At 61.9% G+C, this 15,007-nt stretch carries 10 protein-coding genes; 1 reads left to right on the plus strand and 9 read right to left on the minus strand.

Annotated elements, in window-relative coordinates; all coding sequences use genetic code 11:
- Positions 1 to 21 precede the first annotated feature (21 nt).
- The 7 genes from gap to HMPREF3092_RS00670 are packed head-to-tail and all read right to left on the minus strand — an operon-like array spanning position 22 to position 11,274.
- Positions 22 to 1,026: a type I glyceraldehyde-3-phosphate dehydrogenase gene (gene gap / locus HMPREF3092_RS00640; protein WP_070423574.1), complete on the minus strand. Its 1,005-nt coding sequence runs from the start codon at positions 1,024 to 1,026 to the stop codon at positions 22 to 24.
- Between the two features lie 48 nt (positions 1,027 to 1,074).
- Positions 1,075 to 2,058: a DNA-binding protein WhiA gene (whiA, locus tag HMPREF3092_RS00645; RefSeq protein WP_070423486.1), complete on the minus strand. Its 984-nt coding sequence runs from the start codon at positions 2,056 to 2,058 to the stop codon at positions 1,075 to 1,077.
- Positions 2,059 to 2,074: 16 nt separating this feature from the next.
- Entirely contained in the window at positions 2,075 to 3,088 is a 1,014-nt protein-coding gene (gene yvcK / locus HMPREF3092_RS00650) for a gluconeogenesis factor YvcK family protein (protein WP_070423487.1), read from the minus strand.
- Between the two features lies 1 nt (position 3,089).
- A complete protein-coding gene (rapZ, locus tag HMPREF3092_RS00655; protein WP_070423488.1) occupies positions 3,090 to 3,962 on the minus strand; it encodes an RNase adapter RapZ in 873 nt (290 codons plus the stop codon).
- A gap of 33 nt (positions 3,963 to 3,995) precedes the next feature.
- On the minus strand, positions 3,996 to 5,852 hold the full coding sequence (uvrC, locus tag HMPREF3092_RS00660) for an excinuclease ABC subunit UvrC (RefSeq protein WP_019175074.1): 1,857 nt from the start codon (positions 5,850 to 5,852) through the stop codon (positions 3,996 to 3,998).
- Positions 5,845 to 8,742: an excinuclease ABC subunit UvrA gene (gene uvrA / locus HMPREF3092_RS00665; protein ID WP_070423489.1), complete on the minus strand. Its 2,898-nt coding sequence runs from the start codon at positions 8,740 to 8,742 to the stop codon at positions 5,845 to 5,847. The genes uvrC and uvrA overlap by 8 nt, the downstream gene beginning before the upstream one ends.
- Positions 8,743 to 8,745: 3 nt before the next feature.
- Positions 8,746 to 11,274, minus strand: a complete 2,529-nt coding sequence (locus tag HMPREF3092_RS00670) for a DEAD/DEAH box helicase (RefSeq protein WP_070423490.1) — start codon at positions 11,272 to 11,274, stop codon at positions 8,746 to 8,748.
- A gap of 51 nt (positions 11,275 to 11,325) precedes the next feature.
- Here HMPREF3092_RS00670 and HMPREF3092_RS00675 point away from each other — a divergent pair, with 51 nt between their 5' ends.
- The gene (locus tag HMPREF3092_RS00675; protein WP_070423491.1) at positions 11,326 to 11,619 is read left to right on the plus strand and encodes a YciI family protein; all 294 of its coding nucleotides are present in this window, start codon (positions 11,326 to 11,328) and stop codon (positions 11,617 to 11,619) included.
- 68 nt (positions 11,620 to 11,687) lie between these two features.
- On the opposite strand, the gene HMPREF3092_RS00680 is transcribed toward HMPREF3092_RS00675, so the two are convergent.
- Together HMPREF3092_RS00680 and uvrB are read right to left on the minus strand one after the other, a co-directional pair.
- Positions 11,688 to 12,674 carry a TerC family protein gene (locus tag HMPREF3092_RS00680; protein WP_070423492.1) on the minus strand — a complete coding sequence of 329 codons (987 nt, stop codon included), beginning with the start codon at positions 12,672 to 12,674 and terminating at the stop codon, positions 11,688 to 11,690.
- 180 nt (positions 12,675 to 12,854) lie between these two features.
- Positions 12,855 to 14,999 (minus strand): excinuclease ABC subunit UvrB, encoded by a 2,145-nt coding sequence (uvrB, locus tag HMPREF3092_RS00685; RefSeq protein WP_062021240.1) that lies wholly within the window; start codon positions 14,997 to 14,999, stop codon positions 12,855 to 12,857.
- Positions 15,000 to 15,007 lie beyond the last annotated feature (8 nt).

The raw sequence follows: 15,007 nt of genomic DNA on the forward strand, positions 1-15,007 counted from the left end.
TCCTTTTCTCAGTGCCGTTGTTCAGAGGCGTTCGGCTACGTAGTTTGTCAGATCGACCAGGCGCTCGGAGTAGCCCCACTCGTTGTCGTACCAGGAAACGACCTTGATCTGGTCGCCGACTTTGCGGGTGAGCTGAGCATCGAAGATCGAGGAGCGGTCTTCCATCACGATGTCCGAGGACACGATCGGGTCTTCCGTATACCCGAGAATTCCCTTCAGCGGGCCCTCGGCGGCCTTCTTCACCGCTGCGTTGACTTCTTCGACCGTGGCGGCCTTGCCGGGGAGGAACGTCAGGTCGACAAGCGATCCCGTGACGACCGGCACGCGGACTGCGAAGCCGTCCAGCTTGCCTTCGAGTTCAGGCAGAACCTTGCCGACGGCATTTGCAGCACCGGTGGTTGTCGGCACGATGTTGACAGCGGCAGCACGTGCACGGCGCAGGTCCTTGTGCGGCCCGTCGACGAGAGCCTGACCACCCGTGTAGGCGTGGATCGTGGTCATGATGCCGGATTCGATGCCGAACTCTTCGTGCAGGACCTTCGCCAGCGGAGCCAAGCAGTTGGTGGTGCATGACGCATTCGAGAACACGTGGTGCTTCTGCGGGTCGAAGTCTTCGTGGTTGACGCCCATGACGAACATGCCGTCGTCTTTTTTGCCCGGAGCTGACAGAAGAACCTTCTTGGCACCTCCGTCGATGTGCTTCTGGGCCTGTTCGCGCTTGCGGAACTTGCCGGTCGCTTCGATGACGATGTCGACGCCGAGCTCACCCCACGGGATGTCAGCTGGATCTTTGTGGGCACTGGCGTGGATCGTTTTGCCATCGATGATGAGTGCATCGTCGGTGTGTTCCACGGTGCCGCCGAAGCGGCCCCACACGGTGTCGTAGCGGAACAGGTGGGCGAGGCTTGCGTTGTCGGTGAGGTCGTTGACGGCAACCACTTCGAGCGAAGTGTTCCCGGCGAGGATCTGGCGCAGGACGGAACGGCCGATGCGGCCGAACCCGTTGATTCCGATGGGGACTGTCATGGTGTCTGCCTTTCGCATGTGCAGGGTTCCGTGAGTACGAGGTGGTGGTCAGACGTCGTCGAGCATTTCGGGGGTGAGGCTGGCCTTCGTGTCGGGAACGCCCATTTCTTCAGCCTTCTTGTCCGCGGTGGCCAGCAGCCTGCGAACACGGCCGGCAATGGCGTCTTTTGTCATGGGCGGATCGGCCAGCTGGCCGAGCTCTTCCAGCGAGGCCTGCTTGTGCTTGAGCCTCAGCTTCCCAGCGTAGCGGAGGTGATCGGGAACATCGTCACCGAGAATCTCGAGTGCTCGCTCAACGCGGGCGCCGGCGGCGACAGCAGCACGGGCGCTGCGGCGCAGGTTGGCATCGTCGAAGTTCGCCAGGCGGTTGGCGGTGGCGCGGACTTCACGGCGCTGGCGGCCTTCTTCCCACTCTTTGCGCACCTCGGTCGCGCCCATGGCTTCAAGAAGTTCGCCGATTGCTTCACCGTCACGGATGACCACCCGGTCGACTCCGCGGACTTCGCGGGCCTTCGCGATGATGCCCATGCGGCGAGCAGCACCGACGAGCGCCAGTGCCGCTTCCGGTCCGGGGCACGTGACTTCGAGAGCTGATGACCGGCCCGGTTCGGTGAGCGAACCGTGGGCGAGGAACGCGCCGCGCCATGCGGCCTTCGAATCGTTGATGGAACCGTTGACGACGGCCGGCGGCAGGCCCCGGACTGGGCGGCCGCGGTTGTCGATCAGGCCCGTCTGGCGGGCCAGTGCCGGCCCTTCGGCGGTGACGCGCACGATGTAGCGTTCGCGCTTGTTCAGGCCCGAGGCTCCCATGACGGCGACTTCGGGCGATGCACCGTAGAGGGTTGCGATTTCGCCGTACAGGCGGCGGGCTGCCGCCGCAGTGTCGAGTTCAGCTTCGATGACGATTGAACCGGCCACAATGTGCAGAGCCGACGCAAAGCGCAGCGTCGACGCGACCTCGGCTTTGCGGGCGGGCGAACGGCGTTCTTCCACCCGGGTGAGTTCGTCTTTGACCTTTGCGGTCAGGGACATGGGGTTCCTTCCTCAGTCACCACTGTTCATCGGTCTTCAGACCGGCGTTGACAAACATATCGCGATAGCAGGCAGCCAGCTTCAGCGTGTCGTGCTGGCCGCGGATGCGCGCGGCCAGTGGACGCTCCCACAGCGTTGCCGAAAAGAGCTTTTCCGCTGCCTCTCGCAGACCTTTTTCCTCCGCGGCTGCAGTTTCGTCGACCAGAATGTAGTCGAAGTGCAATCCCGGCGCGTGCTCTTTCAGCGATTCCAGGTGGTCAGTCAGACTCAGCCCCCGGGTTTCCGCTGATGCTCCCGGCAGGTTGAGGGTGAGCGACTTCACAGCTGTCGAGGCGCAGATCGCCTTGGCCAGTTCCGGCACCAACAGGTGCGGCATGACCGAGGTGTACCACGATCCGGGGCCGAGGTTGAGAACATCGGCCTGTTCCACCTCGGCAATTGTCTCCGACCGCGCCGGCGGCGCGGCGGGATCGAGCCGCACTTGAGACACGGTCCCCTGACTTGAGGCAATCTGAGACTGCCCGCGAATAACACCGACTGAGCCATGGCTGTCGGCAACGTCGGCTTCGATCGTCAGCGGCAGCGACGACATGGGCAGAACTCGGCCGTGAGCGCGCAGCAGGCGGGCCACCCAGTCGAGGCCGTCGACTTCGTCCCCATGGATCTGCCACAGGGCGCTGATGAGAAGATTGCCCACCGAGTGGCCGTCGAGGGGACCCGTAGAAGCGAAGCGGTGCTGAATGACGTCGCGCCAGATGCGGCCCCATTCGCTGTCATCCGTCAGAGCGGCCAGAGCCATGCGCAGGTCCCCCGGCGGCAGACCGCCGAACTCCTGACGCAGACGTCCGGAGGAACCACCGTCGTCAGCGACTGTGACAACTGCAACGAGGTCCTCCGTCAGCAGGCGAAAAGCCCGCAGGGCTGCGTACAGGCCGTGACCGCCGCCGAAAGACACGACCTTCGGGCCGGAGCGCTTGGCGGGATGCTTCAGATACAGCGGAAGCTCCGCTGTTGTAACCGGGGGTTCCATGTCATTCCTTCCCCAGGTCGCGGTGGCGCAGAGTGGCAGACGCGTTGGTCAGTTCCGCCAACCGGCGATGAATCGCCTCAGCGACAGCTACCGAGCGGTGTTTGCCGCCGGTGCATCCAATGGCGATCGTCGCGTAGGGACGGTGGTCGGCCAAATAGCCGTCGATGACGATTTCCAAGGCCGACACGTAGCGGTCAATGAAGTCTTGGGCGCGAGGCTGCGTGAGCACGTATTCGGCAACCGGCTCATCTGTTCCGCGCAGCGCTTTGAGTTCCGGCACCCAGAAGGGGTTCGGCAGGAAGCGCACATCGGCCACGTAGTCGGCGTCTTTCGGCGTGCCGTATTTGAATCCGAAGCTCATAACGGTCAAGCGCAGAGCAGATGACCCGTCCTTGTCGAACAGACGGCGGATTTCATCGCTCAGCTGGTGAACGTTGAGGTCTGAGGTGTCGACAATGACATCAGCGCTGGAGCGCACCGGTTCAAGCTCGCTGCGCTCAGCTTGGAGCCCGTCGACAATCGTGCCGTCCCCCTGCAGCGGATGAGGGCGGCGGACAGACTCGTAGCGGCGGACGAGTGCGTCGTCGTTGGCGTCAAGATAGAGAATGCGGATGCCCTCGGGGCCATGCAGGTTACGCAGCGTGTCTTTGAGCGTTGTGAACATGCCGCGCCCTCGGACATCGGCAACGACCGCGACCTTCGGGGCGTCGCCGTCGACTCGGCTTACAAGGTCGACAAGACCGCTGATCATCTGCGGCGGCAGATTGTCCACAACGTACCAGCCCATGTCTTCGAGGGCCTTCGCCGCGGTTGAACGTCCGGCACCGGACATGCCCGTCACAACGAGCACAGTGTCACGCTGATTGGTGGTCATGCGTTCTCCTTATTGCTTCCCCGCCTGATTCTTTCAGTCTTTTCTGAACGCGGCCACAATACGCTCGGCCAAAGCGGGGCCGATCCCCTTGACTTCGGTCAGCTCTTCGACGCTGGCCTTTTTGATCTTCGTGACGGAGCCGAAGTGGTCAAGAAGAGCCGTGCGCTTGGCTGCACCAAGGCCTTCGACGGTGTCGAGTGCCGAGGCGGTGATCTTTCGCTTGCTGCGCTGGAAGGTGATGGCGAAGCGGTGCGCTTCGTCGCGGATGCGCTGCAGCATGAACAGGCCTTCCGAGTTGCGCGGGAAGATGACGGGGAAGTCATCCCACGACACCCACACCTCTTCGAGCCGCTTGGCCAGGCCGACGACTGTGATGTCTACCAGCCCCAGGTCATCGAGTGCTCGTCTGGCAGCCGACACCTGCGGCAGTGCGCCGTCAACCACGAGCAGCGAGGGCCGGTAGCCGAACTTGGGATCCTCGTCTTCGCTGACCAGGGATTCCAGGTAGCGGCTGAATCTGCGGGATACGACGTCGTACATTGCCGAGGTGTCGTCCCGGGCCGCGTCCCCTGTCACCGAGAACCTGCGGTAGTCCCGCTTGACCGGCAGCCCGTCTTCGAACACCACGAGCGAACCGACGACATCCTCACCGTGGAAGTGCGAGTTGTCGATGCACTCAATGCGCAGAGGCGCTTCTTCCAATCCCAGGTTCTCTTGAATCTCGTTGAGCGCCTGACTGCGGGTTGTCAGGTCTGACGACCGTCGTTTCTTGTGCAGCTCGAGGGCCTGTTCGGCGTTCGCAATGACGGTGGTGAGCGCTGCAGCCTTCTCCCCGCGTTCGGGAACCCTGATGGTCACCTTCGAACCGCGCGTTTCGCTGAGCCAGTCCTCGAGCGCCGCGTGGTCTTCCGGAAGGGTGTCGACAAGGATTTCCTTCGGAATGGCATCGGCTTCGACGTCCAGGTATGCCTGCCGCAGGTAGTCGCTTGTCAGCTGGGCTGCAGTGAGGTCCTGCATGCGTTCGATGATCCACCCGCGCTGACCGCGGATGCGGCCGCCGCGCACGTGGAACACCTGGACTGATGCCTCGAGCTCTTCGACCGTCAGTCCGAAGATGTCGGTGTCGACGTTCTGCGACAGCATGACGGAGGACTTGTCGACGATTTTCTCTAAAGCCTCGATTTCGTCACGCAGCTGCGCGGCTCTTTCGAAGTCGAGTTCGCCGGCGGCCTCTTTCATTGCCCGCTTGCGCGTCGAAATGATCTTCCCGGTGCTGCCGGACATGAACTCTGTAACACCGTCGACAAGCTCCCGATGTGCCTCTGGGGTAATCCGGTCAACACACGGGGCGGAGCACTTGTCGATGTAGCCCAACAGGCACGGTCTGCCCGAGCGCGCGGCACGGTCAAAAACTGTTTTTGTGCACGTGCGGACGGGGAATGCCTTCAGCAGCAGATCCAGCGATTCGCGGATCGCCCACACGGCAGTGAACGGGCCGAAGTACTTCACACCCTTGCGGCGTTTGCCGCGAGTGACGAAAACCCGCGGGTACCGGTCCTTCACGGTGACCGCCAGGTAGGGGTAGGACTTGTCGTCGCGGAACATGACGTTGAACCGCGGCTTGAATTCGTTGATCCACGTCCATTCCAGGCGCAGCGCCTCGACTTCGCTTTCCACGATCGTCCACTCAACGGACGAAGCCGTGTGGACCATCGTGAAAGTCCGCGGGTGCAGGCCGGCGGGATTGGCGAAATAGGAGTTCAGCCGATTGCGCAGATTCTTCGCCTTGCCGACGTAGATGATCCGCCGTTCGTCATCGCGAAATCGGTAGACCCCCGGAAGCGTGGGGATCTCACCCGGTTTCGGCCGATACTGACTCGGATCAGCCAATGCGGCTCGCAATCTCCGGCATGGCAGCCAGGTACCGCCCGGTGTGGCTTGCCTCAACCTGAGCCACTTCCTCAGGTGTGCCGGCAGCGACAACCGTGCCTCCGCCTCGGCCGCCTTCGGGTCCCATGTCGATGATGTAGTCACTCGCGGCGATCACGTCGAGATTGTGCTCGATGACGATGACCGTGTTGCCCTTATCAACCAGCCCCTGCAGCACCAGAAGCAGCTTTCGGATGTCCTCAAAGTGCAGGCCCGTGGTCGGTTCGTCGAGCACATAGACGGCACGACCGCGTGTGCGCTTCTGCAGTTCCGCTGCGAGCTTCACACGCTGAGCCTCACCACCGGACAGCGTGGTTGCCGGCTGGCCCAGGCGCACATAGCCCAAGCCCACCTTGACGAGCGTGTTGAGGTGGCGGGCAATCGCAGGGACTGCTTCGAAGAACTCGGCAGCCTCTTCGATCGGCATGTCAAGAACCTCGGCAATCGACTTGCCCTTGAACTTCACTTCGAGCGTTTCACGGTTGTACCGCGCTCCCCCGCACACTTCACAGGGGACGTAGACGTCCGGCAGGAAGTTCATTTCGATCTTGATGGTGCCGTCACCGGAGCAGTTCTCGCACCGGCCGCCCTTGACGTTGAAGGAGAAGCGACCCGGCTGGTAGCCGCGCATGCGCGCTGTTTCTGTTTCTGCAAACAGGCGGCGCACGTGGTCGAAGACACCCGTGTAGGTGGCGGGGTTCGACCTCGGTGTGCGGCCAATGGGCGACTGGTCGACGTGGATGACCTTGTCGAGCTCTTCAACTCCCGTCACCCGCTTGTGCAGGCCGGGCACCCGCTTGGCGTTGTTGAGCTTGTTGGCCAGTTCGCTGTACAGGATGTCGTTGACCAGCGTCGACTTGCCGGAACCTGACACACCCGTGACTGCAGTGAGCACTGACAGCGGGAACTTGACCGAAATGTCCTTGAGGTTGTTCGCCCGGGCTCGTTCGACACCGAGCATCCGCTTGCGGTCCACGGGTCGGCGCACATCAGGCACGCCGATCTTCTTACGTCCGGCAAGGTAGTCGCCGGTTGCGGAGCCCTCAGCCTCGGGCAAGCCCTTGACCGGTCCCGAGTAGACGACCTGACCGCCGTGTTCACCAGCACCCGGGCCGATGTCGACAATCCAGTCGGCCGCATCGATCGTCTCTTCGTCGTGTTCGACGACGATGAGGGTGTTGCCGAGGTCCCGCAGCTTGATGAGGGTGTCGATCAGGCGCCTGTTGTCCCGCTGGTGTAGGCCGATCGACGGTTCGTCGAGCACGTACAGAACGCCGACCAGGCCGGAGCCGATCTGGGTGGCAAGCCGGATGCGCTGTGCTTCACCGCCGGACAGCGTGCCTGCGGCCCGGTCGAGTGACAGGTATTCCAGGCCCACGTCCAGCAGGAACTGCAGGCGGGCCCGGATCTCCTTCATCACCTGGTCGGCAATCCGTGCGTCACGTGCGCTCAGCTCGAGACCGCCGAGGAACTCTGCCGCCTGGTCAATCGCCATCCGGCTGACATCCGCAATCGAGGTGCCCGCCACTGTGACGGCAAGTGCCTCCGGCTTCAGGCGGGTTCCGTCACAGGACGCGCAGGGGACTTCGCGCATGTACGCTTCGTAGCGGTCACGCGCAGTGTCGGATTCGGTTTCGCTGTGCTTGCGCAGGATGTAGTTGAAAACGCCCTCGAAACCGGTCGAGTAGGTGCGCTCGCGGCCGAAGCGGTTGCGGTACTTGACGTGGACCTTGTAGTCCTTGCCCTCAAGAATCGCGGTGCGGACCTTCTTCGGCAGATCTTTCCACGGGGTTTTCAGGTCGAAGCCGATTTCGTCGCCCAGTCCTTTGAGCAGGCGGTTGAAGTACTTCATGGTCGACTTGCCGTGCGACCACGCGGCGATGGCGCCCTTGGCGAGTGTCAGTTCGTCATCCGGGACGACGAGGTGCTCGTCAACCTGCAGGCGAACACCGATTCCGTCGCATACGGGGCAGGCGCCGAACGGCGAGTTGAACGAAAAGGTGCGCGGCTCAATCGTGTCGGTGGTCAGCGGGTGGTCGTTGGGGCACGACATGTGTTCGGAGAACGTGCGGATCTCGTCTGAGTCGACCAGCAGGACGTCCAAGCGGCCGTCCGCTGTGCGCAGCGCTGTTTCGACCGAGTCCGTGAGCCGCTGGCGGATGCCGTCCTTGGCAATGAGACGGTCGACGACAACCGAAATGTCGTGCTTGTACTGCTTCTTCAGCGTGGGCGGCTCACTCAGGCTGACCTGTTCGCCGTCTACCCAGGCGCGCGAAAAGCCCTGACTCTGCAGCTGTTGGAACAGCTCGGCGAACTCGCCCTTGCGCTGCCTGACGACCGGCGCCATGACGATGAACTTGGTGCGCTCCGGCAGGGTCACCAGCTGATCGACGATCTGCTGGGGAGTTTGGCTGGAGATCTCCTCACCGCACTGCGGGCAGTGGGGAACGCCGATGCGCGCCCACAGCAGACGCATGAAGTCATAGACCTCGGTGATGGTGCCGACGGTCGAACGCGGGTTGCGCGAGGTGGACTTCTGGTCGATCGACACCGCCGGGGAGAGTCCCTCGATCATGTCGACGTCCGGTTTGTCCATCTGGCCGAGGAACATACGGGCATAAGACGACAGCGATTCGACATAGCGGCGCTGCCCTTCGGCAAAGATCGTGTCGAAGGCGAGTGAGGATTTGCCGGAGCCAGAAAGACCGGAGAACACAACGAGACTGTCCCGCGGCACCTCGACATCGATGTTTTTGAGGTTGTGTGCCCGGGCGCCCTGCACGATGATCGTGTCGAGGTGAGACACTCCCCCGCCGGCGGGCCGGTGAATCTGGGATTCGTATGCGGTCATGTATCAGCTCTCCATTTCCGAACGTGGGGCGACGTCGATGATCGTCACCGCAGGTTCTCCAAGATCATCCGAGGCGTCTAGATCGACTTGGGCGCGAATGGCCCAATCCCTGTCGCCTTCAGGGTCGTCGAGTATCTGGTCGACCATCCAGGTTCTGCCGTCACGGCGGATGTGCACGAAAGCAGCCGAACGCGCATCGGCGCCGACTCCGAGGTCACCGTATTCGTCGTAGAAGGCTTCGATCGCATCCTCCCACTGCCGGTGGTCCCATCCGTCCTCACCGTCGAGCTCACCCAGGGCCCGGTAAGCGGCGCGCTCGGCCAGAAGCACACGGTGGAACAGGGCGTTGCGGACAAGTATCGTGAAAGCGCGCTCATCGTCGGTGAGCTTACGGGCTGCGTGCTCCAGGGGAAGGGTATCGGTCTCTTCAGCACCGGCCCTGCGCAGAGCCTCCCATTCCTGCACGAGGGAGGAATCAACGCGCAGCACGAGATCACCCAGCCAGTCGATGATGTTCTGCAGCGGTTCCGTCACAAGGTCTTCCGGCACTGTCTGGACGAGCGCGCGATAGACATCCGTCAGATAGCGCAGCAGTCCGCCCTCAACGCGAGCCAGCTTGTAGTACATGACGAACTGCGAGAAGTTCATGGCCTGGCTGATCATGTCGGCCACAACGGCTTTTGGCTCAATGCCGATCTCGCGCAACCACGGAGCGTGCTCCGTGAACGCCTCAAAGGCCTCATCCAGCACGTCCCCGTTGGGGCGGGGCAGCTCCATTTCGTCGATAATCGCCATGCGCTCGTCATAGGGCACACCCTCAGACTTGAGCGCCTGGATCTCTTCACCCTTGAGCCGATCCAGCTGTCCGCGCAGAACGTGGTACGGGACTTCTGTCGTCGCCTCGATGACGCTGAGGACGTTGTCCGCCCAGTCGTCTGCTTCGGGGTCAAAAAGCTCCAAGGCAGCCAAAGCGAAAGGTGAGAGCGGCTGGTTGAGTGCGAACTGCGGACCGAAGTCCTCGGCGAGTTCGAAGCGCACCCTGCCGTCCTCTTCTGTGCGCACGAGGACGTCCGCATTGAGCAATGCTCGGCCGATGCGCAGCGCGCGCAGCTGCATGTCGAGTTTGCGCGACGGAGTTTCGTGAGTCGAGGCAATGAAGTCGCGCACGGTCTTCACGACATCTCCCCCGCGGGCGGCGAGGTTGATGACAGTCGAGTGCGTGATCTTCATGCGCGAGCGGAGCTCTTCGACTTCGCTGTCGCGCAGGTTCTCGAAAGTATCCTGTGACCAGCCCACGAAGCCCGCCGGCGGCTGCTTCTTGGCCGGTTTGCGTTTCTTATTGCTGTTGGCGGCCTTATCCGCCGCCTTCTTGTTTTCGATTTCGTGTTCGGGTGCCTGCGCGACCACAAAACCGACGGTGTCGAAGCCCGCACGGCCGGCGCGGCCGGCGATCTGCTGGAATTCGCGGACTGTGAGCCTGCGCATCTTCGAACCGTCGAACTTCGTCAGCGCTGTCAGCAGGACTGTTCGGATGGGCACGTTGATGCCGATGCCGAGCGTGTCCGTGCCCGAAATGACTTTGAGCAGCCCCTTGCCGGCCAAGTGTTCAACAAGGCGTCGGTATTTGGGCAGCATGCCGGCGTGGTGGACGCCGATGCCGTGCAGCAGAAGCCGCTTGAGCGTCGTTCCGAAGCCCTTCTGAAAGCCGAAGCCGCGAATCTCATCGGCGATCGCCTCGCGCTCCTCGCGGGTGGCGAGATTGGCGCTCACAATCGACCCGGCCAGCTCTGCTGCCTGCCGCTGGGAAAACGACACAACGTAGACGGGAGCCTGATCGTGGCGGACGAGGGCGTGGAGGGTTTCCTGCAGCGGTTCTTCCGAGTAGCTGAATTCCAGCGGCACCGGTCTCTGCGCACCCGTCACATAGGACGTGGACCGTCCGGTGAGCTCCTCCATGCCCTTGGCAATAGCGGTAGTGTCGCCGAGGGTTGCGGACATGAGGACGAACTGCGACTGCGGCAGCGTCAGCAGCGGCACCTGCCACGCCCAGCCGCGCTGGGGATCGCCGAAGTAGTGGAATTCGTCCATGATGACGATTCCCACGTCCAACATTGGGCCTTCACGCAGCGCCTGGTTGGCGAGGATCTCCGCCGTGGCGCAGATGACGGGAGCGTCCGCGTTGACCGAACTGTCACCGGTGACCATGCCGACGTTGTCGGCACCCAAGCGCTCGCTTAAGTCAAAGAACTTTTCCGATACGAGAGCTTTGATCGGAGCGGTGTAGTAGACCCGCACCCCGGTGCTGACACCCCAGTAGGCGGCGGCGAGTGCCACCATCGACTTTCCGGAGCCGGTGGGTGTTGCGACGATCGTGTTGTCGCCTGCCAGAACTGCGAGTATCGCTTCCTGCTGAGCGTCGTACAGGCTCAGGCCCAAACCGCTCACATAGTCTTCGAACGCTTCGTACACGGTGTCGGCAGAGGCGAATTCTTCCGGTATCTGCTCAAGTGCACTCACGAAGCGATTACCCATTCCTGAACTAGACTGACTGAGACTACCCATTATTCCCCATGAGAGGACGCCATGGCTTACTATGCGGTCACCTATCGCTACAGCGACGATGAACAGACGCGAATGGAGGTGCGTCCCACGCACCGGGAGTGGCTGGCCAAACTGGCTGATGCCGGCATGCTCATGGCGTCGGGTCCTCTCGCCAATGTTCAACAGCCGGGTGCCCTCCTGATATTCCAGGCTGACGACAAGGCCAATGTCGAAGACCTCCTGACGAACGATCCCTTCGCAGAAGCTCGGGTCATCACCGAGACCACGATCGACGAATGGGACATCGTCATCGGAGGCTTCGGTCAGGCACGCTGATCTGATCTTCAACGACTAGGGCGGACGCACATGCGTCCGCCCTTTTTGTGCTGTTCGGTCGGCTGACCTCAGCTGCCGAGGTGCTCGCTGCGGAAGTGCCGGTAGTCGCGCCGGCGCTTGACGAGGCTGGCGATGACGGCAACCGTCATGGAGACCACGATGACGCCGAGTGAGACTGCCAGAGGGATTTCCGGAAGCTGGTGGGCGAAGGTTTCGCGGGCTGCCGTGTAAATGAGCTTGAAGCCGATGTAGCCGAGGATGACCGCGATACCGTATTTGAGGTACTGCAGTTTGTCGGCCATGTTCTCCAGCAGGAAGTACAGCTGGCGCAGACCCATGAGTGCGAACAGGTTTGCGGTGAAGATGATGAACGCCGATCGTGTCACAGCCATAATCGCAGGGATCGAGTCGAGTGCGAACATGACGTCCGTGGTGCCGATCGCGATGAACACCAGAAGCATCGGTGTGGCAAACCGCTTGCCGTCGATCTTCACGAAGATCTTGTTGTCGTGGTAATCGTCCGTGAACGGAAACCGCTTCTTCACCATGCGGACGAGCAGGTTGTCACCGCCGTCGTCGTTGTCCTTCTCCGTGGCCTGCTTCCACGCGGTCCACAGGAGGAACGCGCCGAAGATGAAGAACACCCAGATGAACTTCTCGATGACCCACACGCCCGCGAGGATGAAGATGCCCCGGAAGACCAGCGAAATGATGATGCCAACCATGAGGACTTCCTGCTGATACCGGGGCGGCACCTTGAAGGCAGACAGCACGATGATGAACACGAAGACGTTGTCGATTGACAGCGAATACTCCATGAGCCATCCGGCGAGAAACTCGCCGCTGGCCTGCTTATTGCCGAACAGGTACAGCACACCCGCGAAGATCAGGGCGAGTGCGACGTAGAAGCCGACCCACAGGCCGGCTTCGCGGTTGGAAGGCCGGTGTGGGCGTTTGAGGATGAGCAGCAGGTCTGCCAGGAGAAGCACACAGAGTGCGCCGAGGACGATGAATTCAAAGGTCAGCGAAAGGCCGCTGGCTGATTCGTGGTGCACGAGAGTTCTTTCTTAGGGGTCGATGACGTCCGTGAAAGTCTTTCCTGCGCCGCTGCTGCGCGCTGCTGACCCGGAACCCGACCCGGCTGGCCGCCGGACGGTTTCGTGTTGACGAATCAGCACATGAGGATACTCCCCTTCACCGGCTATCCAGTCTAGAGCACAGCGAGGACCGACTGCTCAGCTTTCGCGCTGGATCTGTCGCAGATCACGTTTGAGCTCCTGGAGTTCGTCGCGCAGACGTGCCGCGAGTTCGAACTGCAGGTCGGCGGCCGCCTGGTTCATCTGTTCGGTCAGTTCAGCAATGAGCTCAGGCAGGTCGGTCGTCGGTGGGCGCACCGATGTCGGCTGCCCTGTCTCCTGACCGGCCGAACGGGCGCGCTGCTCATCGGTTTGGGCCGAGTTGTAGCCGCGTTTGCCCTTGCCGTAGTCGAAGTCGTTGAGAAGCTCCGCGGTGTCCTCGTTGTCGCGCTTGAGCCGTTCTGTGATGTCCGCGATCTTCTTGACCAGCGGCTTCGGATCGATCCCGTGTTCTTTGTTGAACGCGATCTGCTTTTCGCGACGGCGCTCGGTTTCCTCAATGGCCTTCTGCATGGATTCGGTTCGCGTATCAGCGTACATGTGCACTTCGCCGTTGACGTTTCGCGCTGCACGCCCGATTGTCTGAATGAGCGAGGTGGTGGACCGCAGGAAACCCTCCTTGTCTGCGTCGAGGATCGACACGAGCGACACTTCGGGCAGGTCGAGACCCTCACGCAAAAGGTTGATGCCGACCAGCACATCGAACACACCGGAGCGCAGTTCGCTCAGCAGCTCAACGCGACGCAGTGTGTCGACGTCCGAGTGCAGGTACTCGACCCGCACATTGTGGTTCAGCAGATAGTCCGTGAGGTCTTCAGCCATCTTCTTCGTCAGCGTCGTCACGAGAACGCGCTCATTGCGCTCAACCCGCAGGTTGATTTCATCCAGCAGGTCGTCAATCTGGCCGCGCGTGGGTTTGACGATGACCTTCGGGTCCACGAGGCCAGTGGGGCGAATGATCTGTTCGACAACACCGTTGGATCGCTCGAGCTCATAGTCACCGGGTGTAGCCGACAGGTAGACGGTCTGGCCGATCCGATCCTGGAACTCAGAGAACCGCAGCGGCCTGTTGTCCAGGGCGCTCGGCAGACGGAAGCCGTGCTCAACGAGCGTCCGCTTGCGCGACATGTCGCCTTCGTACATACCGCCGATCTGCGGGATTGTGACGTGCGATTCGTCGACCACCAGCAGGAAGTCCTCCGGGAAGTAGTCCAACAGACAGTTCGGTGCGGTGCCGGCCGCACGACCGTCGATGTGCCGCGAGTAGTTCTCAATCCCGGACGTGAAGCCCATCGACTGCATCATTTCGAGGTCGTAGGTGGTGCGCATCTTCAGGCGCTGGGCTTCCAGCAGCTTGTTCTGTCCCTCGAGTTCGGCCAGTCGTTCCTGCAGTTCCGCCTCGATATCTGCAATTGCCCGAGCCATGCGGTCTTCACCGGCCACATAGTGCGACGCCGGGAAGATGTGGATGACCTCTTCTTCGCGAATGATTTCGCCGGTGAGCGGGTGCAGGGTGTAGAGAGCTTCGATTTCGTCGCCGAAGAACTCAATGCGAATGGCGAGCTCTTCGTACTGCGGGATGATTTCGACCGTGTCACCGCGCACGCGAAACGTACCGCGGGTGAATGCCACGTCGTTGCGGGTGTACTGCATTGTGACGAACTGTTTGAGCAGCGCGTCACGGTCGACCTCTTCACCCACTTCGAGTGACACCATGCGGTCCACGTACTCTTCCGGGGTGCCCAGACCGTAAATGCAGGACACCGTTGACACGACGACGACATCCCTGCGGGTCAGCAGTGCGTTCGTTGCGGAGTGGCGCAGACGCTCAACCTCGTCATTGATCGACGAGTCCTTTTCGATGAACGTGTCCGTCTGCGGGACATAGGCTTCCGGCTGGTAGTAGTCGTAGTAGGACACAAAGTATTCAACTGCATTGTTCGGCAGCAGCTGCCGGAACTCATTGGCCAGCTGAGCGGCCAGGGTTTTGTTGTGCGCCATGATGAGCGTGGGCCGCTGCACTTCTTCGATCAGCCACGCTGTTGTCGCTGACTTACCCGTACCCGTCGCACCCATGAGCACGACGTCTTTTTCGCCCGCCCGCAGCCGCTCGGCCATTTCGGCAATGGCCGTGGGCTGATCGCCAGACGGCTTGTATTCGCTGACGACCTCGAACGGGGCCACCGAGCGGGTGACTTCCGGCCTGTGACCGATCTTGGGAACGGGAAGAGACTGCTGCGCCATGCTCCCAG

It is taken from the genome of Brevibacterium sp. HMSC24B04, assembly GCF_001806835.1.
Lineage (GTDB): Bacteria > Actinomycetota > Actinomycetes > Actinomycetales > Brevibacteriaceae > Brevibacterium > Brevibacterium ravenspurgense.

Bases quoted from the DNA above. Each gene is read 5' to 3' on its own strand.
- gap (WP_070423574.1), bottom strand. From the start codon at position 1,026: ATGACAGTCCCCATCGGAATCAACGGGTTCGGCCGCATCGGCCGTTCC.
- whiA (WP_070423486.1), bottom strand. From the start codon at position 2,058: ATGTCCCTGACCGCAAAGGTCAAAGACGAACTCACCCGGGTGGAAGAA.
- yvcK (WP_070423487.1), bottom strand. From the start codon at position 3,088: ATGGAACCCCCGGTTACAACAGCGGAGCTTCCGCTGTATCTGAAGCAT.
- rapZ (WP_070423488.1), bottom strand. From the start codon at position 3,962: ATGACCACCAATCAGCGTGACACTGTGCTCGTTGTGACGGGCATGTCC.
- uvrA (WP_070423489.1), bottom strand. From the start codon at position 8,742: ATGACCGCATACGAATCCCAGATTCACCGGCCCGCCGGCGGGGGAGTG.
- HMPREF3092_RS00670 (WP_070423490.1), bottom strand. From the start codon at position 11,274: ATGGGTAATCGCTTCGTGAGTGCACTTGAGCAGATACCGGAAGAATTC.
- HMPREF3092_RS00675 (WP_070423491.1), top strand. From the start codon at position 11,326: ATGGCTTACTATGCGGTCACCTATCGCTACAGCGACGATGAACAGACG.
- uvrB (WP_062021240.1), bottom strand. From the start codon at position 14,999: ATGGCGCAGCAGTCTCTTCCCGTTCCCAAGATCGGTCACAGGCCGGAA.